General features: G+C 35.1%; 16 protein-coding genes. 4 read left to right on the top strand and 12 right to left on the bottom strand.

The window, feature by feature from the left end; all coding sequences use genetic code 11:
- Positions 1-47: 47 nt before the first annotated feature.
- The 3 genes from NHE85_RS13880 (at position 48) to NHE85_RS13870 (ending at position 2,334) form a co-directional block, all read left to right on the top strand.
- Positions 48-500, top strand: a complete 453-nt coding sequence (locus NHE85_RS13880) for a DUF305 domain-containing protein (protein ID WP_252812742.1) — start codon at positions 48-50, stop codon at positions 498-500.
- Between the two features lie 252 nt (positions 501-752).
- A complete protein-coding gene (locus NHE85_RS13875) occupies positions 753-1,832 on the top strand; it encodes a mechanosensitive ion channel family protein (RefSeq protein ID WP_252812741.1) in 1,080 nt (359 codons plus the stop codon).
- 31 nt (positions 1,833-1,863) lie between these two features.
- The gene (locus NHE85_RS13870) at positions 1,864-2,334 is read left to right on the top strand and encodes a hypothetical protein (RefSeq protein ID WP_252812740.1); all 471 of its coding nucleotides are present in this window, start codon (positions 1,864-1,866) and stop codon (positions 2,332-2,334) included.
- A gap of 85 nt (positions 2,335-2,419) precedes the next feature.
- On the opposite strand, the gene NHE85_RS13865 is transcribed toward NHE85_RS13870, so the two are convergent.
- The 10 genes from NHE85_RS13865 to NHE85_RS13820 all read right to left on the bottom strand — a co-directional run bounded on the left by NHE85_RS13865 (position 2,420) and on the right by NHE85_RS13820 (position 18,043).
- Positions 2,420-5,521 (bottom strand): efflux RND transporter permease subunit, encoded by a 3,102-nt coding sequence (locus NHE85_RS13865; RefSeq protein ID WP_252812739.1) that lies wholly within the window; start codon positions 5,519-5,521, stop codon positions 2,420-2,422.
- Between the two features lie 12 nt (positions 5,522-5,533).
- Positions 5,534-6,631, bottom strand: a complete 1,098-nt coding sequence (locus NHE85_RS13860) for an efflux RND transporter periplasmic adaptor subunit (protein WP_252812738.1) — start codon at positions 6,629-6,631, stop codon at positions 5,534-5,536.
- Positions 6,632-6,633: 2 nt separating this feature from the next.
- Entirely contained in the window at positions 6,634-7,899 is a 1,266-nt protein-coding gene (locus NHE85_RS13855) for a TolC family protein (RefSeq protein ID WP_252812737.1), read from the bottom strand.
- A gap of 139 nt (positions 7,900-8,038) precedes the next feature.
- Positions 8,039-8,431, bottom strand: a complete 393-nt coding sequence (locus tag NHE85_RS13850; RefSeq protein WP_252812736.1) for a hypothetical protein — start codon at positions 8,429-8,431, stop codon at positions 8,039-8,041.
- 153 nt (positions 8,432-8,584) lie between these two features.
- Positions 8,585-10,600 (bottom strand): glycoside hydrolase family 97 protein, encoded by a 2,016-nt coding sequence (locus tag NHE85_RS13845; RefSeq protein ID WP_252812735.1) that lies wholly within the window; start codon positions 10,598-10,600, stop codon positions 8,585-8,587.
- Between the two features lie 25 nt (positions 10,601-10,625).
- Positions 10,626-11,867: a glycoside hydrolase family 71/99-like protein gene (locus NHE85_RS13840; RefSeq protein WP_252812734.1), complete on the bottom strand. Its 1,242-nt coding sequence runs from the start codon at positions 11,865-11,867 to the stop codon at positions 10,626-10,628.
- An 80-nt stretch (positions 11,868-11,947) separates the two neighbouring features.
- Positions 11,948-13,450 (bottom strand): RagB/SusD family nutrient uptake outer membrane protein, encoded by a 1,503-nt coding sequence (locus tag NHE85_RS13835; protein ID WP_252812733.1) that lies wholly within the window; start codon positions 13,448-13,450, stop codon positions 11,948-11,950.
- Positions 13,451-13,479: 29 nt separating this feature from the next.
- Positions 13,480-16,410, bottom strand: a complete 2,931-nt coding sequence (locus NHE85_RS13830; protein WP_252812732.1) for a TonB-dependent receptor — start codon at positions 16,408-16,410, stop codon at positions 13,480-13,482.
- A gap of 30 nt (positions 16,411-16,440) precedes the next feature.
- Positions 16,441-17,517, bottom strand: coding sequence for a hypothetical protein (locus NHE85_RS13825; protein WP_252812731.1), 1,077 nt, complete (start codon positions 17,515-17,517; stop codon positions 16,441-16,443).
- A 7-nt stretch (positions 17,518-17,524) separates the two neighbouring features.
- Positions 17,525-18,043, bottom strand: coding sequence for a DUF5004 domain-containing protein (locus NHE85_RS13820; protein ID WP_252812730.1), 519 nt, complete (start codon positions 18,041-18,043; stop codon positions 17,525-17,527).
- A 415-nt stretch (positions 18,044-18,458) separates the two neighbouring features.
- Between NHE85_RS13820 and NHE85_RS13815 the strand changes: the two genes are divergently transcribed.
- On the top strand, positions 18,459-20,054 hold the full coding sequence (locus NHE85_RS13815; protein ID WP_252812729.1) for a DUF6377 domain-containing protein: 1,596 nt from the start codon (positions 18,459-18,461) through the stop codon (positions 20,052-20,054).
- A gap of 46 nt (positions 20,055-20,100) precedes the next feature.
- Here NHE85_RS13815 and NHE85_RS13810 read toward each other — a convergent pair whose 3' ends face one another.
- The gene (locus NHE85_RS13810) at positions 20,101-21,567 is read right to left on the bottom strand and encodes a sigma 54-interacting transcriptional regulator (protein ID WP_252813312.1); all 1,467 of its coding nucleotides are present in this window, start codon (positions 21,565-21,567) and stop codon (positions 20,101-20,103) included.
- Between the two features lie 18 nt (positions 21,568-21,585).
- Positions 21,586-22,704: a VWA domain-containing protein gene (locus NHE85_RS13805; protein WP_252812728.1), complete on the bottom strand. Its 1,119-nt coding sequence runs from the start codon at positions 22,702-22,704 to the stop codon at positions 21,586-21,588.
- Positions 22,705-22,706 lie beyond the last annotated feature (2 nt).

Raw genomic sequence — 22,706 nt, 5'->3', positions numbered from 1 at the left:
TAAAGAATCATTGCGTAATTTAATCTTATTAATCAAATTTTAAATTTATGGATAGTTATAAAAAAATGCCTTTAATGCTGGGATTGTCATTTATTATAATGTATGCAGTAATGTTTTTAAATGTAAATGACGGCAGCCATATTTTTTTAAGCCTTACACGATTATATATGGCTTTATTAATGGTTGCCCCTATGGCGGTACTAATGATAGTATTAATGCCGATGATGTATAAAAACCGTAAAAAAAATACAGCTATTATTCTGAGTGCAGTTATAGTATTTAGTTTTTCATTATTCTTTTTACGAACGCAGACTTTTATATCTGATGAACAGTATATGCGTGCTATGATCCCTCATCATTCGTCTGCAATACTTACGAGTAAACATGCAGACATAAAAGATCCTGAAGTAAAAAAACTCTCCGAACAAATCATTAAATCTCAGGAAGAAGAAATCAAACAAATGAAATCAATGCTAAAACGTCTTAAAAATGAAAAATAACTTTTTGATTTTTATAACTAATTAAACGGTTTAATATTTATAAATTTGTAATCATTACATTACGGCACAACACATACATGCCTTTTGCTGTGCATCTCCGCCCTAAATTAATATAAAAGGGTACCACACTTCCATTTTCGGAAATTCATACATCTCCATGAGATTAACAATACAGCTATACTAGGCAATTAATTTCTATTTAATTTATATGGAGTTTGCTGTATTAATTACCAAATACATAAAAAACAAATAATGAACAACTTTTTAGAATCACAATTTTTAGGAAATACTGCCCAGGCCTGGTTAATTGCACTTGGAATTATAATTATATCTTTTATAGCAATTAAAATAATTAAGATCATAGTTATAAAAAGGCTTAAAAAATGGTCAGTAAAAACAGTTACAACATGGGATGATTTTTTAATAAGCATTATTGAAAGCAGCATAATTCCTTTACTATATATAAGTTCTGTTTACTTCGCCTTAAAAACATTAGAATTAAATGAGAAAGTGTCTAATGTTATTCACATTGCTTATATGGTAGCTTTTACATTTTTTATTTTAAAAATGATAAGTGCTGCCTTTAAAAAATTCATCTACTCTTTTATTAACCGGAGGGAAAATAGTGAGGATAAGCAAAAACAGGCCGCCGGGCTTATAGTAATTGTAAACATTGTGATATGGATATTAGGAATAATTTTCCTGATAGACAATATGGGGTATAATGTTACTACTCTGGTTGCAGGACTTGGTGTTGGTGGTATTGCTATAGCATTGGCAGCACAGGCTGTTTTGGGAGACCTTTTCAGCTATTTTGTAATCTTTTTTGACAGGCCTTTTGAAATTGGCGATTTTGTAATTATTGGTAATGACAATGGTATAATAGAATATATAGGTATAAAAACTACAAGAATACGTACCCTTAACGGAGAGCAGCTGGTATGTTCTAATACAGACCTTACCAACTCCAGGCTTCGTAATTTTAAACGCATGGAAAAAAGGCGTATAGTATTTACACTTGGGGTTACTTATCAAACTACTAAAGAACAGCTTGCAGCTATACCACAACTGGTAAAGCAAATTGTAGAATCTAAATCTGATCTTCAGTTTGATCGTGGACATTTTTCAGGATTTGGAGATTCAAGTCTAAATTTTGAATTTGTATATTATGTAAATAATCCCGATTACAATATTTATATGGATAATCAGCAAGCAGTATATTTAGACATCTTCTCGACTTTTGAAGAAAAAGGAATTGAATTTGCTTACCCTACCCAAACTCTATTTGTAGAAAATTCCGGAGAAGTAAAAATAGCAGCTAATGAAAATTAGTTAAATTAGCTTCAGCTAAATATACCGGACAATGTATGATCAAAATTACACCACAATAGTAAAATTTCTTGAATCAATCGGAATAAGGATAGTTGAACGTGATCTTGATGACGATACTTTTTTACCCGGTTTAATGCTTGGCCCTGATTGTATTTATATTGATCATAAAAAATTAAAATATCCGGGAGATATATTACATGAAGCAGGACATATAGCTGTAACATCACCATCAGAACGTAAGCTCATAGGAACTCAAGAAATGCTTCAGGAATGGCCTACTCAGGGTGATGAAATAGTTGCAATTTTATGGTCTTTTGCAGCATTAAGCCACTTGGAATTAAAGCCTGATTTTGTGTTTCATGAAAACGGATATAAAGGAAATTCAAAATGGTTTATAGATAATTTTACCAGTGGTAATTTTATGGGGCTTCCACTTTTAGAATGGTATAAAATGACCGATAACGAATTTCCAAAAATGCGGCACTGGATAAGACCTGATTAGAAATTTGAAAATAAATTATAATACAAAACCCGTCTGGAAAAAAATATTCCAAACGGGTTTTTCCAAACCAATTAACAACAAATTTTTATTCCATCATATTTTGATGTTTCTTGCGCATAGCCCAATAAAAAAAGTTAGGGAACACCAATAAAGTAAATACTGTAGCAGTTACTAAGCCACCGATAATAGAAACAGCCAATGGTTTTTGTGACTCTGATCCGATACCTGTAGACAAAGCTGCAGGCATAAGACCAATGGCTGCCATAAGTGCTGTCATAACTACCGGTCGTGTTCTTGCTTTTACACCTTCAATTATAGCATCGGTAAGTGAAAGTTTTTTCTTGAGGTTAGTGTGAAACTCCGACACCAGTATTACACCATTTTGAATACAAATACCCAAAAGGGCTATAAAGCCTACACCGGCAGATATACCAAAGTTTATTCCTGTAATATGCAAGGCAAGAATACCACCTATTACTGCAAACGGTACATTCACCAATACCAAAAGTGAATCTTTAATATTGCCAAACATTATAAATAGCAATACAAATATCAGTACTAACGATACCGGTACTACCTGAGCCAGCTTAGAACTAGCTCTTATTTGATTTTCATATTCACCTGTCCATCCTATAGAATAGCCTTCCGGAATTTTAACGGCTTTAACTTTCGCCTGAGCATCTGCAATGGTACTGCCTAGGTCACGGTCACGCACCGAGAATTTAACACCAATAAAACGTTTTGTATTATCTCTGTAAATAAGCGCAGGCCCGGTTTCAGTAGTTAATGCAGCTATTTCTTTAAGAGGCACTTTAGTTCCTCTAAGTGTTGGCACCATTAAATTCATGATGTCCTGCTCGTCTTTACGGTAATCTTTCTGATAACGAAGTCTTATATCAAACTTCTTTTCGCCTTCATACTTCTGCGTAGCTGTTTTACCTCCAATAGCCATTTCTATAATACTTTGTGCATCGCTTTTCTGCACGCCATATAAAGCCATTTTTTCCTCATCAAATTTAACACTGATGCCCGGCTGACCAAGGTTACGAAGCACACCAACATCTTTAACACCATCAACATGCTTTATTTTTTCCATTACCTCATTGGCTAATTTATCTAAAACCTGTAAATCGTCGCCATATATCTTAACAGCATTAGAAGCTTTAAATCCGGCAACAGCCTCTGCAACATTATCTACAACAGGCTGAGAATAATTCCATGTTATACCCTGATAGCGACTAAGTTTATTGTTCATTTCCTCTATCAGTTCATCCTGTGTTACACCTCTTGTCCATTCGTCTTTTGGTTTAAGGTCAACCTGAAACTGAAGGAAACCAAATCCATTCGGGTCAGTACCGTCATTACTCCTGCCGGTTTGAGATAAAACGTCATCAACCTCAGGAAATTCTTTAAGTTCTTTACGAATAATCTTAGCCATCTTAACACTCTCTGTAAGTGAGTTGCTAATCGGCAACTCTGCAGTAACCCAAAGCGCACCTTCATTAAGCGGTGGCAGAAATTCCGATCCTAAAAATCGCGTAGAGAAAAGTGTTACTCCTAATATTAATAATGAAATTATAATAGATACTTTCTTATTTTTAAATGTCAGGTTAAGTCCTTTTGAAACTATTTTATTGAAAAACTCCACAAAAACATTATGCTTCTCTTTTACATTTTTATTAAGCAATATTGAGCATAAAACAGGTACAAGTGTTAGTGTAAATATTAATGCTCCTAATAAAGCAAAACCAAGGGTCCATGCTAAGGGAGAAAACATTTTGCCTTCTACTTTTTCAAAAGAGAAGATGGGTAGTAATGCTGAGATAATAATAAGTTTACTAAAGAAAATAGCAATACCCAGTTTGGTACCTGATTTACGTATTAGTCCAAGTTTAGAAAGTTTATTATAACGTTCCTCCCCTACTTCCTTCTGCAGATGATCGAGCGTTACAAAGAGCCCTTCGACCATGACGACAGCACCATCTATAATAATACCAAAATCCACAGCTCCTAATGAAAGAAGATTGGCACTCATACCCTTCAGTTTAAGGCAGAGAAAGGCAAACAACAATGCCAACGGAATAATTATCGATACAATAATTGTTGTCCTCCAGTCTGCCATAAATAAGAAAACAATAACAGTAACCAAAATAATACCCTCAACAAGGTTATGGGTAACTGTATGTGTACAGTATTCCATAAGCCTGTCCCTATCGTAAAATGTTTCCATTTTTACATCTTTGGGTAGAACATTGGCCTGTATATATTCAATTTTTTCTTTAAGGCGTGCCAATACTTCCGATGGGTTTTCATTTTTACGCATAACCACAATACCTTCAACCACATCATCATTGTCATTAAGTCCTGCCTGCCCAACCCGCGGAATGTTAGATTCTGTAACCTTTGCTATATTCTTAATCAGAATCGGGTTGCCATCAGATTGTGCTACTATAGTATTTTCAATATCTGTACGGGAATCCAGTAAACCTATACCACGAACAACATACGCCTGTCCGTTCTTTTCAATAATATCTCCGCCTACGTTTACATTGGCTTTACTTATTGCATCATATACTTCAGGAGAAGTCAGCTCATATTTTTGCAATAAAATAGGATCTATTTCAACCTCATATGTTTTTTCGCGTCCGCCAAAAGCAACAACGTCTGCAATGCCGGGTACAGCCCTTAGCTGTCTGTCTATAACCCAGTTTTGTATAGTAAGCAGTTCACGTGTATCCTTCTCCTTACTGTTTAATGTATATCTGAAAATTTCACCGGTGGGTCCGTATGGAGGTTGAACTTCGGGTTCAACTTCTTCCGGTAACTGAACATTTTGCAACTGATTATTAACCTGTTGACGGGCAAAGAAATCATCTACCCCATCATCAAAAATTATCTTTATTACAGAAAGGCCAAACATTGTAATACTACGCACGTTTTCCTTTTTCTGTACAGAGTTCATTGCAATCTCAACGGGAGAAGTAACAAAACGCTCAACTTCTTCTGCGCTTCGCCCTGGCCATTGCGTTACAATTATTATTTGTGTGTTAGTAACATCCGGAAATGCTTCAACCGGAATATTTTTATAGCTTATAATACCTGCAATAATTACTATTCCAATCCAAAAAAAAGTAAACAGCTTATTGCGTAGGGAAAACCCTATTATGCCTTTAATTAACTTGTTCATTGCTGTTTAATTTTAATCGTTTATAGCGTCATATATCAGTAAATTGCCTTTAACAATTACCTTTTCCCCTTCTTTAAGGCCTCCCGATAGGTAGGTTTTATCATCGAGTGCCCTGTAAACAGTAACCTCTCGGGTTTCAATATTATCTTTTGTCTTGTAAACCATTACAAAGTTTTTATTCTTATCGAAAATTATCGACGCAGAAGGAACAGTAATGTGTTTTACATTTTCAGAATAATGTACCGTTACGGTAGCATTCATTTCAGGCTTTAATAAACCATCGCTATTAGAAACTTTAATTAAGGCTTTAGCCGCTCTTGTCTGAGGGTCTATGACATTAAATATCTTGTCTATTTTCCCTACGATCTTTTTTTCAGGATAAGCAATCGTTTGTATGCTAACATCCTGTGTCTGTTTAATCGTAGCTAAATCACTTTCATTTACATTTGCCAGTACCCAGACATTATCCAGCTTGGCAATTGTAAATACAGCTTCATCCCTGTTATTGCTAAGCATTTCGTTAGGGCTGATATCTTTAGCAACCACATAGCCGCTTATTGGAGCATACATGTTGTAAACAGATCCGCTTTTTAAACGATAAATCTTATTCACTTCAGTCATTCTTTCTTTTTCAGCACGGGCTTTATCAAGTTCTTTTTTAGCCATTACCAGTTCTTTTTCCGAAGCCAGTTTGCCTTCATACATGTCCTCTATACTTTGCAGGTTACGCTCTGCAATGCTAACATTAGCATCAGCATCACTGGTCTGGCTCTGATAGCCTGCCACCTCGCTACTCTGAATACTTGCCAGTAGCTGTCCTTGTTTCACATAATCGCCAAGTTCAGCCTTTATACTTAAAACGCTTCCGCCTACAGCCGGAAAAACCTGCGCCATATTATTATTCTCCGCTGTTACTTTTCCAAATAATCTAATTTCATTTTGAGCATCTTCTGTCGTGGCATCAGCAAAAGTGCTGGTATTGTACATCGTATCGCTCATTACAAATTTCTTGCTCTCTTCTGTAGTTGTTTCCTCTTTTTTTGAACAGGCAGTTATTAATGATACTGCAAATGCAAAAAGAAGTATATTTTTAAATGTTTTCATTTTCATAATTAAAAATTGTTTATTCCTGTTACATAATTAATTTGGGCTGCTGCAAGTGCGAGTTCTTTTTTAACTCTTTCCACTTCTGTCTGAGCTTCATTATAGGCCTCAAAAAAATCGGCAAACTCAATCATAGATACATTCCCTTTCTGGAAACTAGAAGTCATTCCATTATAAACAGCATCAAAATCATTATTAACAAGTTTCCCTATGTTTTTATATTCATCTACACTTCTTGTGTAGTTTTGCCATGCAGCCAATACCTGATTTTGTATTTCAAGTTCTTTGTAAGAAACATTTTTGGTCTGCTGTTCCTGATTAACTTTTGCCGCTTGTATGTTACCCCGGTTCCTGTCAAAAATTGGTAATGGAATACCAAGCCCGATATTGTACTGATTATTAAAAGCATCACCTTGCTGATTATATCCGGCTCTTAATGTAACATCAGGTATTAGCATTTTTCTTTGTAGTGAAACATTCATCTTTGCCGATTCTATTTCAAGTTTGGCCTGATTAAAATCAGGCCTGTTTTCTAATGATTCATTTAGTAATAAATCATACAATAAAGGTTTTGTGGAATAAAAATCGGCTTCAGTACCTGTATAGGTTGTCTGAATTGTCGCAGATGTTCCTAAAAGAATATTTAGTTTTTGCTGCTCTTCTATGAGTATTTTACTTTCTTCAGATTTGTCATTGTTTATTTTTACATAAACAGATTTTAAACGAACCAGATCTTTAAGTGCTATATTATTTTTTGAAACCTGAACTTCATAACTTTCAATAAGAGACTGCAACTTATCTAATAGTTTATTATACTTTTCAATAATTTTTTGCTGATGATGAAGCGTATAAAATGATTCCCATATTTGCAATTGAAGATTTCGGGTAAGATCTGTAAGTTCCGATTCAGCTATTTTTTTATCGAGTTTAGCCATCTCTATTTGTTTACGGAGTTTACCGCCCATTACAATTACCTGCTCCAGACCGGCAGCAAAATTACCCCTGTTTCCTGTAGGGAAATAGGCATTATCCTGAGCCTGATAGGCAATGATATCAGCAGTTACTTCCGGATTAGGATATACTTTAGACTGAATAATAGCAGCATCAGCCTTATTTATATTGTATTGCTGGGCTAACAACATAAAGTTGTTTTTAAAGAAAAGCTCCTCAGCCTGTTTTATAGTGAGTGTTATAGCTCCTGATGTTTGAGCCATACCCATCGTCTGGATAAGCAATAAAGCAATCCAGGCAATGAATTTATTTTTAAATTCCATGATAAAATGTGTTTAAATAGTATATAAGAAATAGTAATGCAACCACTGCAAAACATAAGGAACCGGACATATACCTAAAATAGAAACATGCATAAAAGCTTAGTAAACAGTAATGTTTACTAAGTCCGGGAAATACTATTTAAACTTGTTCAGGAGGAGGGAAAAAATCACTCACCAAAGGTGAATTATATATTGGGTTTGAGTAAAACAGATTTGATTGGACTATTTTAAAGTTTTCTGCTACCGGCTCATTAAATTTTAAATACTCCTGTTGATCAAACATCCAAACGACCTTTTTAATATTGAATTTATGCGTAAGTGGAGTTTTTGTATGGTGTTCCGGTATTGCATTCTCAATATTAAAAACATCTTCAAGTACTAACTCAACCATACTATCTACCTCTTCAAAGTCTGTATCAACCTTATTGCTTTCAAAAAGTGTATGGGGGTTATCAATACTAAAGTTAAGTATGTGTAGTGCCATTAGCACCCACAATACCCTTAACCCAATATGTACTCTATCGATTTTCATACTTAGAATACAAAAGTATTATATTAAATTTTATCTCATAAGAATACCCTTCAAAAATTTACATATATTTTGTCATGTATATCAAAAAATAGCGGAACTTAAAAGCCCCGCTAACACAACATTAAACAACTCTAAAAGTCATTTACCCAAATTTTACTTAGCTACCTCAACAAATTTTATTGCTGTACCTCCTCCTGCAGCTAAATTAATATCTAAAACAGTTTTACTGTTTACATTCTGATTCTGTATTGAAACCGGGTATGGGTTTGATTTATAATTTGCTCCCTCTCCGTCTGTGTAAATTTCGGCTCTATATGTTTTCCCTGACGTTAAAAAAGTAAGAGGAATACTTATTTTCCGGGCATCACTGTTGGTAATAGTTCCTAAATACCAGTTTTTCCCTTCCCAGTCTTTACGTGCAACAGTTACATACTCTCCTATTTTAGAATCAAGCATTTTGGTTTCAGACCATTTACACGGAACATCTTTAACAAACTCAAGTTCTTTTTTGCCTTCATAGTTTTCCGGTAAATCTGATGCCATTTGAAGCGGGCTATAAATAACTACGTATAATGCTAATTGCTTAGCCAGTGTAGTTTGCACTTTAGCACCCTGAGGGGTTTTGTAACTAAAATCAAATGTACCAGGAGTAAAATCAAAAGGCCCTGCCAGCATTCTTGTAAATGGCATTATAGTAGTATGCTCGGGAGTATTCCCACCGTCTGAAGACCATGCATCATACTCCTGCCCCCTGGCACCTTCCTGTGCCATAAGGTTAGGATAAGTACGTTGTAAACCTGTTCCCTTTACCGGCTCATGATTATCAATCATTATATGATATTTAGCGGCAGTTTCAATCACTTTCCTGTAGTGGCGAACACCATACTGGCTGTCATGCCATTCTTTTTTATCAAGATACTTATTTACATAACCTGTTTTTACAGTAGTAACGCCCAAACTATTATATAATTTAAAAGCATCGTCAAGCTGGCTTTCATAATGTTTAGATGCACCAGCAGTTTCATGATGCCCTATTAAGCGTACATTTTTTGAAGCCGCATATTTAGTTATTTCTTTAATATCAAAATCCGGATACGATTTAGTAAAACTAAAAGCGGTACCGTCAGCTGTCCAGTCGCCATCCCATCCTTCATTCCACCCTTCAACCAATACGCCATCAAAATGATTTTTGGCGGCAAAATCTATATATTCTTTTGTTATTTTGGTGGTGGCTCCATGCTTAGGTCCTTGTCCCCAGGTATATTTTTCCAGATGCATTCCCCACCATATTCCAATATATTTAGAGGTTTCTATCCATGATGTATCTTTAATTTTACAAGGCTCATTTAAGTTTAATGTAAGTGTAGATGTTGCTAAATCACCCGGTTTTGTACCTACCATAATAGTTCTCCAGGGAGTCTCAAATGGCGTTTCTGTATAAACTTTTGTACCATCAGCCCAAGGCACTAATTCACTTTTATAGGTGTTACCTTTTGTTTTAAGCAATGTCATAGAAGCAAAATCGGTTAGGTTAGCCTCGTGTATAGCGACATATAGCTTGTTTTTAGTCTCAAAAGTTGCAGGAGTATTGATGGTATCTGTCTCGCTCATGGGAGTTTTTCTGTAAAAACTCTCATAATAACTGTTTTCCCTGTGTACAGGTATCCACCAAACATTATTATCATCAGAAAATGTAAACTGAGTTATTTCGTTAGATATCTTCACTTTTCCTAAATTAGGCTGCTTGGGGAAGAAATACCTGAAACCCAAACCGTCATCAAATACTCTGAAAATAATATCTACAAGTCTCTGTTCTCCTTTTTCTTCCTTTAAATGAATAATAAGTTCATTATGCTTATCCGTTATCTTTTTGAATTCTCCCCATGGTTGTTCCCATGTTTCATTAACCGATTTTTTTTGGGTTGAAATAACTTTAAATCCATCTGTCATTTTTGCATTTCCCGAAAATTCAAATCCCAATAACGAAGGCTCAATAACCGATTTTCCATTCGACGAAAATCTGTATTGAGGTTCTCCTGATTTTGTAAGTTCAAAAATCAATTCGTTATTTTTTCCCGGAGATACTATTTTGTATGTTTTTTGGGCATTGCACGACAGTGTTACAAGAACAAAAGCCGCCAGGCAATACTTGTAAATTTTATTTTTCATTATTTAATTTTGCGTTTATTACAACTTATTCTATCTCGTTTAATATTTGTACGGCCTTCTGGGGCTGCATAGAAACAAAATAATCAAAAGCTTTATTTAGTTTAGTCTGGATGCCTGAATTTGATTTATACTGCTTTCTTAGATTATAAAGTTTACTAATATCATTAAACGAAACCGATGCATTCTGCACTCCTGCAAATGCTTTTACTTTTTCAATGTAGGAATATCCAAATTCAACCGTAGGTTCAAACATAGTACCTTCACCAAAGTCATTCCATGTAATCAATTGAAGATATTTTAGGTTAGCATTTTGTGCCATAGCCAATGTAGCATCAAGTGTAGCTCCATTATTATGTTCTATGGTCCAGCCAATAGCAGATCCGCCCCCGCCTTCCTGATAAAAATCTTTAAATCCAGGATAGGCACTTCCCATACCTACGTTTAGGGTAGGCAGCTTATTAGCATAAAAATTACTAATATGTGTATTATCCTGGTACACCCAGGAATATTCCCCTGAAGCATTAGTACCTGCATCTGCCGATTCATACCATAAGGTTAAAAATGTAGGTTTCGGATTCAAACCGCTGAAAGCACTTGTCCATTCTGCCGGAGTGGTAAGCGTTATTGGACCAAAATCAAGTAATAAGGGCTTACCATCTACTTTTATATAATTGGCATCAGTAAAATAATTGTTCTGCAAGTAACTAAAATCTGTTTTCGCAGCACTAATTGTTGTTGGAGCGAGTCCGGCATCTACAATATTTGTTAAAAAGCGGTCTTCATATACTATAGCATATTCCAAACCTACCTCATCCAGCATATCTATAAGCTGTTCTGCATTTTCTTTATTACTCCTGTAATCATTAAGATTGTAAGTGCCATACCAATCAATCAATACACCATCAACACCGGCATATTTCATAAGCAGTAAATGATTTTCAATAACATCTTTATCGCCGGAATGATAAGGCCCTATTAATGGATAATAATAGGATGCAATCTCTCTTTTACCATTGGCATCAACGTTATTAGGATTTTTATTTGCCATAGTCCAATGATAGCCCCATTGATGATCCGGACTACTTTCATTGGTTTCAAACCATGGCATATAATGCATATAGATTTTAGTACTGTTTGTTTTTACAACCGGTACAGGATCTAAATTTTCAGGTTCTGTAGTTCCCGAAGATTTATCGTCATTACTGCAGCTAATTACAGCAGTAAAACTTAATAACCCTAAAAACAGCAGTATGGTATATTTTTTCATGAAAAATTAAAATTTAAATGGCAACTAAAATACCGGCCTTACAATGACTAACCCAACACAGAAGACCGGTATTATGTAACCTAATATTCAGGATTCTGAACTAAGTTTGAGTTGGTATCCATTACAGCTTTAGGAATAGGGAAAATGCTTCTGTATGCAGGAGTAGCCCCTTTCTCCCACCAAGGCTGGAAGTATGTGCCAAACCTTATATTATCTGTTCTTCTTCTGCCTTCAAATACAAATTCACGCAAAAGTTCTTTATCAATAAAATCAAGATCTATAGTTGCAGGTGTATCTAAACCAGCACGTGTTCTTACTTGTTGTACAAACGGCGCAGCAAGTCCCGGAGAACCTAATCGCACATAACATTCTGCCTGCATCATAAGGATTTCGGCATAACGAATAACTACCCAGTCATGATCACGCTCCCACTGCTCTCCTGCCTTCATTTCATATTTACCAAGACGTACACCTTCATTTTGTTTTGCATTAGTAAAGTTTGAAATTTCTTCAGTATAAATTAACGGCTCGCCACTATCCATAATAATCACAGATCCTGTTGCAATATTTATCTGCTCTCCTTCTATCATAGATTTCTTTCTTTTATCTGTATCATCAAAAGAAGAATATAATCCCGGCTGACCGCTTATACCATTTGCACTCCATGGATAATCTCCTGTAGGCGAAATAGTTAATTTATGAAGGTAATGACAGCTCATAGAAGATAAATAATTACCTACTGTTCCCGCTTTCTGATCGTAAGGGATGGCAAATATTATTTCAGGAGACGTTTGGTTATTAGTAACAAAACTTGCAAAATAATCAGGTGTTAAAGTATAACCCGAAATATTCTGACACATATCTATACAATCCTGCCAGCGTGCTGTGCCTACAAATGCTTCTGAATTAAGATATAATCTCGCTAATAGAGCATAGGCTACGTTTTTTGTAAATTTAGAATATACCACATTTGGTTTTAAATATGGTAATGCATCAAGCAGTTCAGTCTCTACAAAATTATAAACCTCCTGACGCGAAGAATTACTTGGTAACCCCTGATCTTCAAAATTGGTAACAATTGGCACATTACCAAACATATCTAGCAAAAGATAGTAGTAATAAGCCCTTATAGATTTAAGCTCGGCATAAATAGGTTTTTTAGCTTCATCTGTTAAACCTGATTTATCTACCTGATATATGATTGAATTTACCTTGGCAATACCTGCATAACAGTAGCGCCATGCCGAAAGTATCATACCATTTTCATAATCCCATTCGTGCCTTTGTACCTGTTGGTAACGTCCACCATCAAACCAGTCTGTACCCCTGGTAGGTATCGTTGCTTCATCCGAAGCTACTTCATTTAAAAAGAATACATATTCGCAGGTAGGAAAAGAATTTGAAATAGCATCGCTAAACCCTCTTAGTGAAGAATAAGCACCTCCTACAAGGGCTTCAATTTCAGTTGGGGTTTTTCCAAATTCATCGTCCGGTACTCTATCGTATAACTCCTCGTCAAGATTAGTACACGATAAAGTAAAAAGCGTGCTAAAAAATACTGCAGCTATTATTTTAACTTTCATTTCTTATGTTTTATAATTATCTGTTATGTTTAGTTTGCCAGAGTAAAGTTTAACCCAAAAGTTATAGTTCTTGGTCTTGGGTAGTTATTAAACCTGTCAATTCCCGGACTGTCTAATCCGCTATAGTTCACTTCAGGATCTACACCTTTGTAACTTGTAAATACAGCAAGGTTTTGTCCTGTCATATATAGTCTAAGTTTAGATGATGAATCTTTAAACGGAATAGTATACCCTACACTAACCGTTTGCAGTCTGAAAAAAGAACCATCTTCTATCCAGTAACTTGAATATTTAGGTGAAGATGTAATACCTGTAGTTAGATAATCATCTGTAACATTGTATGACGGTAACCTGTTAGGGTCATTAAGCATCATATCTGTTGCGTTTAATACATCCTGACCAAACATTCCATAGCCTGTAAAACCGAAATCAAAATTTTTATAGGTAAAGTTCATTCCAAAACCTAAACTAAAATCAGGCTGTGCATTTCCAATTTCTTTATCGGTATCATCAACAATAATATTCCCGTTTTCATCAAGACCATGTGCCTCTGGTCCCCAAAAAGTACCTACAGCATAACCCTCTTTAATGATTTGCGAGAATTGGTTAGACATACCCGAAAGCCCATGTAATGAACCACTGTAAATAACATCTGTTTTATAGGTCTGGTTAGAAAGCTTTTCTATCTTTTGCTTGTTTTTAGCAAAAGTAAAGTTGGTATCCCAGGTAAAGTTTTTGCTACTAATAATGTTTGCATTTAGCGTAAGCTCTATACCTTTATTAGATAAATCACCTACGTTAGCAAGCATTGTACCTACCAAGTATGGTGGCTGCGGTACCTGATAAGTATATAATAAATCTTCTGTTTTCTTATTATACCACTCAAATGAACCTGTAATTCTGTTGAAAAGGCTAAAATCTACACCAATATTAGTCTGCTTGGTTGATTCCCATTTCAAATCAGGATTAGGGTTTTGTGTAGGTGAATAAGCAAGGCTCCAGGTTCCGGTGGCCGGATCATAATAACTGTCATGCCCTACTCCAAGAATAGATAATGATTTATACTCGCCAATACCATCCTGGTTACCTGTAACGCCGTAACCTGCCCTGACCTTTAAATTAGTAAGCCAGTTTCCTGTAGATTGCATAAAATCTTCCCCGGTAATTCTCCATGCAACTGAAGCAGAAGGGAAAACACCCCATTTATTGTTTGCTCCGAAACGGCTTGAACCATCTCTTCTTACTGTACCTGTAAACATATATTTACCGTCATAAGAGTAGTTTGCCCTGCCAAAAAACGAAACAAGATTAGATTTTCCTTTATAAGAATACACATCTCCTAAACGGTAGTTATATCCTGCACCAAGATTGTTATAGCCAAAAAGGTCTGTAACAAAACCACTACGCTGAGCTCCAAAACCTTTGTATATGTTTTCGTAATAAGAATAACCTGCCACCGCATTTATACTATGTTTACCTATAAGTTTATTATAGCTAAGAAATGCTTCTAACTGTGCATTTTGGTATTCTTCATATGTTTTTTGGGCGTAACCCCGCTCTGTTCTTCCTTCCATCATTGCATAAGAAGGTTTATAGGTGTTCCCCTGCATAGCATTGTGTTCTAAAGACAGGTTAACGGTTGCTGTAAAATCATTAAGAAATTTAGCTTCTGTTTTAAAATAACCTAATACCCTGTGCCTTTCATTATCTGCCGTACGGTTAGTCTGAATCTCAACAGGATTTTCATTTAGTGTACCTCCTACTTCAGTAAAATCTCCATTAGCATCTCTTACCGGAATTGTAGGGTTAAGATTAAATGATCTCTCAAAAATTCTATAGTCAAGCGGATGCCATTTATCGATGTTGGCAAAAATACCTGTATCAAACTTTAAAGCTTTATTAGCGGCATATTGTGTACCTGCCACATTAGCACTTAAACGCTCAAGCCCGGTAGTTTTAATAACACCCTCATTATTAAGATATAATATAGATGCACGCATATTGCTCATCTCTCCGCCAGAAGATATACTAATATTATGGGATTGAGTAAATGCCGTTTGCTGCAGTTCTTTCTGCCAGTTAGTATTACCGCCGTAATCTACAGCATCTGTAAGATTATTTTTCCTTACATAAGCCCTCCATTGATCTGCCGAAAGTAGATCAAGATTATTAGAAGCCTGGCTAACACCGGTATATCCGTTATAAACCACAGTTGTTTTTTTACTTCCCCCTTTTGTAGTTATGATAATAACACCATTTGCTCCTCTAGAACCATATATTGCAGTTGCGGATGCATCTTTTAATACATCAACCGACTTAATATCTGATGGCTGAACTATATTAATATCTACACCTGCTATACCATCAACAACAATAAGCGGACTATTGCTTGCCGTTAATGAAGTTCCTCCCCTTAAACGCAAAGTAGCACCGCTACTTGGGTCACCAGTACTTTGTGTTACAGTTAAACCCGCAACTTTACCCTGTAAAGCCTGTTCTGTAGAAGTAATAACACCTTTTACAAGGTCTTCACCTTTTACTGTAGATATAGCCCCTGTAAGATCTGATTTACGCATAGAACCATAACCTACAGATACAAGCTCTACGCCTTCCAGCATAATAGCGCTTTCTTCAAGGTGAACATCTAAAGTAGTTGTAGAAGCATCAATGGTAATATTTTGCGTAGTAAACCCTACAAATGATATTACTATTGTACTTCCTGTATTAACTTCTATAACAAATTTACCATCTACATCTGTAGATGTAGCATTTGTAGTTCCTGCCTCAAGTATATTAACCTCCGGCATCGGAGTCTTGGTATTATCGTAAACAACGCCTGATATCAGCTTTTTCCCTTGTGCGAACATACCCGCAGAAAGAAAAAGCATGAGAATCATGAATACCAACGATTTATTAGCCCAGTATTTTTTCTGGACCACATTTGTATTTATATTATTCATTAGAATTGATTTTTGGGTTGATAGTGTTTGTTAGTCTACCGTTTTTAAAGGAATGGTTGTATCAGAAATAACCCTGCCGTTATTGTCTTTAACCAAAACATGAATTTCGGTAGCATTTACACCGTTAAGTTCTGACACCAGATTTACAAAACCTTTAATTTCTGCCACACCACCAGAAAATTCACCTGTAATAACATGATCTGCAGCGGTAACAGTATAAAGAAGTTTGTTAACATTGCTCTCATTATTAGTTCTTATTATACCCAAAAAGTCTCTTTTACTGATCTGAGCCGGAAAGAACATAAACTTAGGTGGCGGTGGGGGAATATATTCGGCTGCATTAAGAACCTGATCGGGTATTGTTCCTGCCCAATCATCTTTAACCATTAAAAAAACCAGGTTTTCCATAACATAGCCCTCCGGAGCATTATAATATACTGATGGAATTAAATCCATTTTATAAATACCTCCACCAAGATTTTTAAGTTTTGTTTTTTCAACAATTTCCGGCAGCCACGACTGATATTCCTGCTTAATATCCCAGTTATTAAGTCCACTATGAAAATGTACACTTGTTGCATCTTCAAAACCGGGTGCCAGATTAGCATTAAATAATATACTTAATCCGCCGGTTAATGTAGGTGCAGGAGGATATGCCCTTATTAGTTCATTCGCAGTAGCAAAATCATCAAAAGGTGTATAAGTAACATTTGCAACATCAGATTGTTTAGTTCCTGTTTTGTCTTTCAGTCTAAGCCAAAAACCTGCACTCGCAGCAATTTCTTCAGGAGTTACGGAAAAATAAGTTGTAGGCGTAAGCGTAAAGCTCCATACTTTATTTCCTTCATAGGTAAGTTTTGCAAAATCAGAAGAGTTTTCCCAGTTACCTGCATCCGGTTCAGATGGCGACCATATCCATAGATAAATATCCTCTCCTTCTGGAAAAGCAGTAGTTGAAAGATCAAAATACCATGTAACTTCTTCATCATATTTATATACAACAGGATACGACCATATTTTTGCCGGTGTTCCCATTTCCTGCTGTGCCTGTATAAAGTTCGGAATCATTATAAAAGCCAGTACTATTATATGTATTAGTTTTTTCATATTACTTTTAATTAATAGCATTTAACCTGAATGTGTAGGACACGAATGGCGTACCTTCAGATGTCCTAACAAGCTGAATTTCCATTTCTTCGTTACTTCCCGGTACAGATGTAAGTTTTAATTCATCTGTTTTTTGAGTTTTCTCTGCATCACTATATAAATAGATCTTCACAGGTTCACCTGTAGGCTGCTGGAAATCTGAGCTTAATTTCCAATACCCATTCAAGGCAAATAAAGGTGGAACTTCACCTGTAACTTCATAGGAAGTAGGCTGCATCTTGTCATCAACATTAAGTTTTATCCTGAAATCAGGATAATTAAATAATGTGCTAATATCTTGTTCAGATGGCTCAAGTTTATTTGACTTCGCATACTCGTCAACCATCTTTAAATTCATTAAGCCCCATTCACCATTAATTTTCTCATTAAGAGTGATTGGGTCTACATGATTACCATCATCAGTCTCACTACAGCCAATGGCTAAAAAACCGATGATAGCTAACAAATAGATAATTTTACATCTCATAAATTTTGTTGTTTTTTGTTAGTTAATTTGTCCTCTTAAAAAAAGAATATGACGAAGCTAGCTGTTAAAGACGGAGTAAAAAAAACATTCAGGTAAAATCAAGATACTATATCGTTATAATTAAAATTAAAACACTGTATTTCAATAAATTAATAAAATATTATTTTAAAAAAATCAAGATATAATTTAGATTTAAAAATAGCTTTTAAAGTCTAAATAAATGAAGATATTTAAAATTTATAGCGTTATTTTTTTATATACCTTATATATATTGCTTTTTTATTACCAAATTGTAATATTTTACAGTACATTTAGCATCTTTAAAAATTCTGTTAAAAAAAACACCTTGATTATTACTTTTCATCAAATAGAAGTGATTACTCAGCCGCATTAAAAAATCTCTACTATACAAAACATGCTAAGATTTTACTTTATATTATTTCTGTTTACATTAACTGCAACAGCAAAAAATATTAATCCTGTTCTTGACAGTCTTGATCGTTCGCTTCAAAAAAAGGATATTTATATAAAGCAGAAATATGTAAGGATCAAAGAACTGAACCGTAATATTCATAAATATACACTCAGTAACGATAATAGGAATTTGTATTATGATTATATGAATCTTTTTGAAGAATATAAATCTTTTAAATATGATTCTGCTTACTATTATATTGAGCAGGCTAAATCAAAAGCTATATTACTCAAAGACAATAAGCTTTTATCGCTTAGCAAAATAAATGAAGGGTTTGTTTTATTATCTTCAGGTCTTTTTAAAGAAGCTATAGATACTCTTAACAGCATCCAGGCGGAAAATTTGGATATTAAAAATCAATATGATTATTATTCTGTAAAAGCACGTGCTTACTATGATCTTGCCGATTATACCAGAGACCATCGTTACAATATTAACTACATACAGAAAGGAAACCTTTTACTGGAAAAGGCTATTTCGCTGGTAAAGCAAAATACAAATGACTATTGGGCAGCTGAAAGCCTTAAAAGACTAAAACAACAGGACTGGAAGGGTGCAGAACAAGCTTTTAGCTACTGGATAAATCATTTTAAACTCCCTACAGAATATTATGGCATAGCCACATCTTCATTAGGTTATATTTATTCTGAGAAAGGAGATACTGACAAGGCTATATATTACTTAACACTGGCTGCAATTGCAGATGTTAAAAACGCTACTAAAGAAACAGTGGCATTGCGCAATCTTGCTAATGAACTTTTTAAGAAAGGTTATTTAGAAAAAGCAAATAAATATATTAACCTTGCTATGGACGATGCTACATTTTATGATGCAAGGCACAGAAAAATTGAAATATCATCTATACTCCCTATTATAGAAAAAGCCCAGCTAAATAAGGTAAACGATAAAAACGATCTGCTCGAAAAAATAGTAATACTATTAACTGTACTGGCTTTAATAATTATCCTTTTTCTTATTATAATTTTTAAGCAGCTAAAAGAACGCAATGCTTCCAGAAAAGCAATGGCATCATCTTATGAGAAACTGCAAAAAATGAATAAGAGCCTTAGCGAAGCCAATACAATAAAAGAAGAATATATTGCTTATTTCATCAAGGCTACATCTGAGTTTATTAATAAAATAGACCACATGCAAAAAAGCACCATTCAAAAAATAATATCTAAAAAAACTGATGAAGTGCTCACAAGCCTCAAGGCTTATAATATTAAAAAAGAAAGAGAAAGCCTGTTTCATCAATTTGATGAGATATTTTTAAGACTATTCCCCTCTTTTATAGGAGATTTTAATACTCTTTTCCCTCCCGATCACAGGACAATAGTAAAAAAAGGAGAACTCTTAAATACAGAACTTCGCATTTATGCTTTATATCGCCTGGGTATTCAGGATAGTAATCAGGTAGCAGACTTTTTAGAGTTATCCGTTTCTACCATCTACACCTATAAAACAAGGATAAAAAGCAAATCTGATTTTAAAGATGTATTTGAAGAAAAGATAATGGCTATAGAAACGATATAGTGTATAAAAAAACCTGCTCATTGCTGAACAGGTTTTTGTTTTTTAACTATAAATTTTTACTGATATAACTTCCGTAAAGATCTTTAAACTGATATCCCTGAGTATATCTGTCTTTACTTAACTTTTTAAATTCAGACAATCCCCACAGAATAAATTCTTTTAAGAAATACTGATCTTCTTTAGGTGCATCGGGTTGATATTTGAGTACCAACTGCTTTAAAGGAATAATAGAATCAAGTTGTTTTTTATATTCTTTATCGCTCGCATCATCCGGCAGATCAAATCCACTTTCATTAAAGAACCAGTCAATTACTTCCTGGTATGGTCCTTTATCACTATTCTTTTCCAGTTTCTCTATTTTTGGGAAAAAATCCGGGAACATTGTTTTAACAGCATTGCCTAAAAGATGTTCTGCAACAACGGCTGCTCCCTCCTGCTCTCCTTCATAAACCAACTCCACTTTACCGGTAATAGCAGGTATAATTCCCATAAAGTCCGAAAGTCTAACCGTAGTTTTTTCATCACCTGAAATTAATGCTCTTCTTTCGGCAGTGCTCAGCAGGTTTTCAAAAGCTGTAATACTCATCCTTGCACTTACGCCGCTTTTATAATCTACAAACTCACTATCACGGGCTTCAAAACTTATTTGTTCTAATAAATCTTTAGCTATAGATGGTACATGGATAAAATCACTCTGTCGCCCATCAAGATTAGCCTCCTGTTCTGTAATAGTCCTTGCTATTTTTACCGTTTCCGGGTAATGCGTAAGAATTTGCGAACCGATACGGTCTTTTAACGGAGTTACAATACTTCCTCTATTAGTATAATCTTCAGGATTGGCAGTAAATATAAATTGCAGATCAAGATTCATTCTTACCTTGAATCCTCGTATTTGTATATCTCCTTCCTGTAGTATATTGAATAATGCTACCTGTATTCTTGCCTGAAGGTCAGGTAACTCATTAATAACAAAAATACATCTGTTGGCACGTGGTATCATTCCAAAATGTATAACACGATCGTCAGCATAAGAAAGTTTTAAATTTGCAGCCTTAATAGGATCTATATCTCCAATTATATCTGCCACAGTAACATCCGGAGTAGCCAGCTTTTCATAAAAACGATCACTCCTGTGCAGCCAGCTTATAGGCGTATCATCTCCTTTTTCCTCTATCAGCGTTTTTGCAAAGCGCGATATTGGATTAAGCGGATCATCATTAATTTCAGATCCTTCTACAACAGGTATCCACTCATCCAGTAAATTTATCATTAGGCGTGCAAGCCTGGTTTTAGCCTGTCCCCTAAGTCCTAATAAGTTAATATTATGACGTGATAAAATTGCCCGTTCCAGTTCAGGGATTACTGTGTTCTCAAAACCCCATACGCCTTCAAAAACCGTTTCTCCTTTACTTATCTTATCTCTTAAATTATTTCTTAGTTCGTCTTTAATGCTTTTACTCTGATATCCTGCTTTTTTAAGGTCACCAAGTGTTTTTATGTTCTCTATATTCATCATTCCTTCTCTAAATTTCTATTTAATTCGTTTTTTTCTATTGGTCTCATAATCCTCGAAAATCATTTCTCCTAAACCTTTCAACCCTGTGTAAAAAGCCTTACCCTGATTAGCCTCGGTAAAACGGTTAACAAACTTTTGCAGGTAAGGGTCGCTGGCAATCATAAAGGTAGTAATTGGTATATGAAGCTTACGGGCCTGCTGTGCCATAGTATAGCATTGATCTACAATATATTCATCAAGTCCGTTACTGTTCATGTAGTAACTTCCGTCTTTTTCACGCACACAACTTGGCTTACCATCGGTAATCATAAAAATCTGTTTGTTGGTATTACGTTTTCTTCGAAGCATATCCATAGCCAACTGAAGCCCGGCGACTGTGTTGGTATGAAACGGACCTACCTGTAAATACGGTAAATCTTTAATGGCTATAGGCCAGGCATCATTACCAAAAACCAATATATCCAACGTATCTTTAGGATAACGTGTAGTTATAAGTTCTGCAAGAGCCATAGCAACCTTTTTTGCAGGTGTAATACGGTCTTCACCATAAAGTATCATACTGTGGCTAATGTCTATCATTAATACAGTACTCATCTGTGCCTTGTGATGTGAATCTTCTACAACCAAATCATTTTCGGTAAGCATAAAACTATCTATACCATTATTTACCTGAGCATTTTTTATGCTTTCGGTAAGGGCGATTTTGTCAAGTCCATCTCCAAAATGATATTCCCTGAATTCTCCGGTATGGTCGTCTCCACTACCCGAATGCTTTGTTTTATGATTTCCTGATCCGCTTTTATTTAAATTACCAAAAATCTGATTTAATGCCTGCTGCCTGATAGATCTTTCGGTTTTTGCCGTAATCTTTAATCCTCCTGTACCATCATCCTTAACCTCATCTTTTATATAACCTCTTTTTTTAAGGTCTTCAATAAAATCGTCTATGGTATAGTTTTCATCGGTTAGCTTATATTCTTTATCAAGTTGCCTTAACCAGTCTAAAGCTTCATCTAAATCGCCCGATGTATAAGTGATTAATTCAGTAAAAATCTCGAAGAGTTTATCAAACGGAGACATATACGGTGCTTCATATTGCCTAAATACAAAGCCTCTTTTATTATTTGCTTCCATAG

Origin of the sequence: Flavobacterium sp. NRK1, assembly GCF_024054175.1 — a bacterium.
Lineage (GTDB): Bacteria > Bacteroidota > Bacteroidia > Flavobacteriales > Flavobacteriaceae > Flavobacterium.
Note: the sequence above shows the minus strand (reverse complement) of the source record. Positions and strands in the feature narration are given on the sequence as shown.

Bases quoted from the DNA above. Each gene is read 5' to 3' on its own strand.
- NHE85_RS13840 (WP_252812734.1), bottom strand. From the start codon at position 11,867: ATGAAAAAATATACCATACTGCTGTTTTTAGGGTTATTAAGTTTTACT.
- NHE85_RS13845 (WP_252812735.1), bottom strand. From the start codon at position 10,600: ATGAAAAATAAAATTTACAAGTATTGCCTGGCGGCTTTTGTTCTTGTA.
- NHE85_RS13860 (WP_252812738.1), bottom strand. From the start codon at position 6,631: ATGAAAATGAAAACATTTAAAAATATACTTCTTTTTGCATTTGCAGTA.
- NHE85_RS13825 (WP_252812731.1), bottom strand. From the start codon at position 17,517: ATGAAAAAACTAATACATATAATAGTACTGGCTTTTATAATGATTCCG.
- NHE85_RS13815 (WP_252812729.1), top strand. From the start codon at position 18,459: ATGCTAAGATTTTACTTTATATTATTTCTGTTTACATTAACTGCAACA.
- NHE85_RS13850 (WP_252812736.1), bottom strand. From the start codon at position 8,431: ATGAAAATCGATAGAGTACATATTGGGTTAAGGGTATTGTGGGTGCTA.
- NHE85_RS13835 (WP_252812733.1), bottom strand. From the start codon at position 13,450: ATGAAAGTTAAAATAATAGCTGCAGTATTTTTTAGCACGCTTTTTACT.
- NHE85_RS13875 (WP_252812741.1), top strand. From the start codon at position 753: ATGAACAACTTTTTAGAATCACAATTTTTAGGAAATACTGCCCAGGCC.
- NHE85_RS13870 (WP_252812740.1), top strand. From the start codon at position 1,864: ATGTATGATCAAAATTACACCACAATAGTAAAATTTCTTGAATCAATC.
- NHE85_RS13880 (WP_252812742.1), top strand. From the start codon at position 48: ATGGATAGTTATAAAAAAATGCCTTTAATGCTGGGATTGTCATTTATT.
- NHE85_RS13830 (WP_252812732.1), bottom strand. From the start codon at position 16,410: ATGAATAATATAAATACAAATGTGGTCCAGAAAAAATACTGGGCTAAT.
- NHE85_RS13855 (WP_252812737.1), bottom strand. From the start codon at position 7,899: ATGGAATTTAAAAATAAATTCATTGCCTGGATTGCTTTATTGCTTATC.
- NHE85_RS13805 (WP_252812728.1), bottom strand. From the start codon at position 22,704: ATGGAAGCAAATAATAAAAGAGGCTTTGTATTTAGGCAATATGAAGCA.
- NHE85_RS13865 (WP_252812739.1), bottom strand. From the start codon at position 5,521: ATGAACAAGTTAATTAAAGGCATAATAGGGTTTTCCCTACGCAATAAG.
- NHE85_RS13820 (WP_252812730.1), bottom strand. From the start codon at position 18,043: ATGAGATGTAAAATTATCTATTTGTTAGCTATCATCGGTTTTTTAGCC.
- NHE85_RS13810 (WP_252813312.1), bottom strand. From the start codon at position 21,567: ATGAATATAGAGAACATAAAAACACTTGGTGACCTTAAAAAAGCAGGA.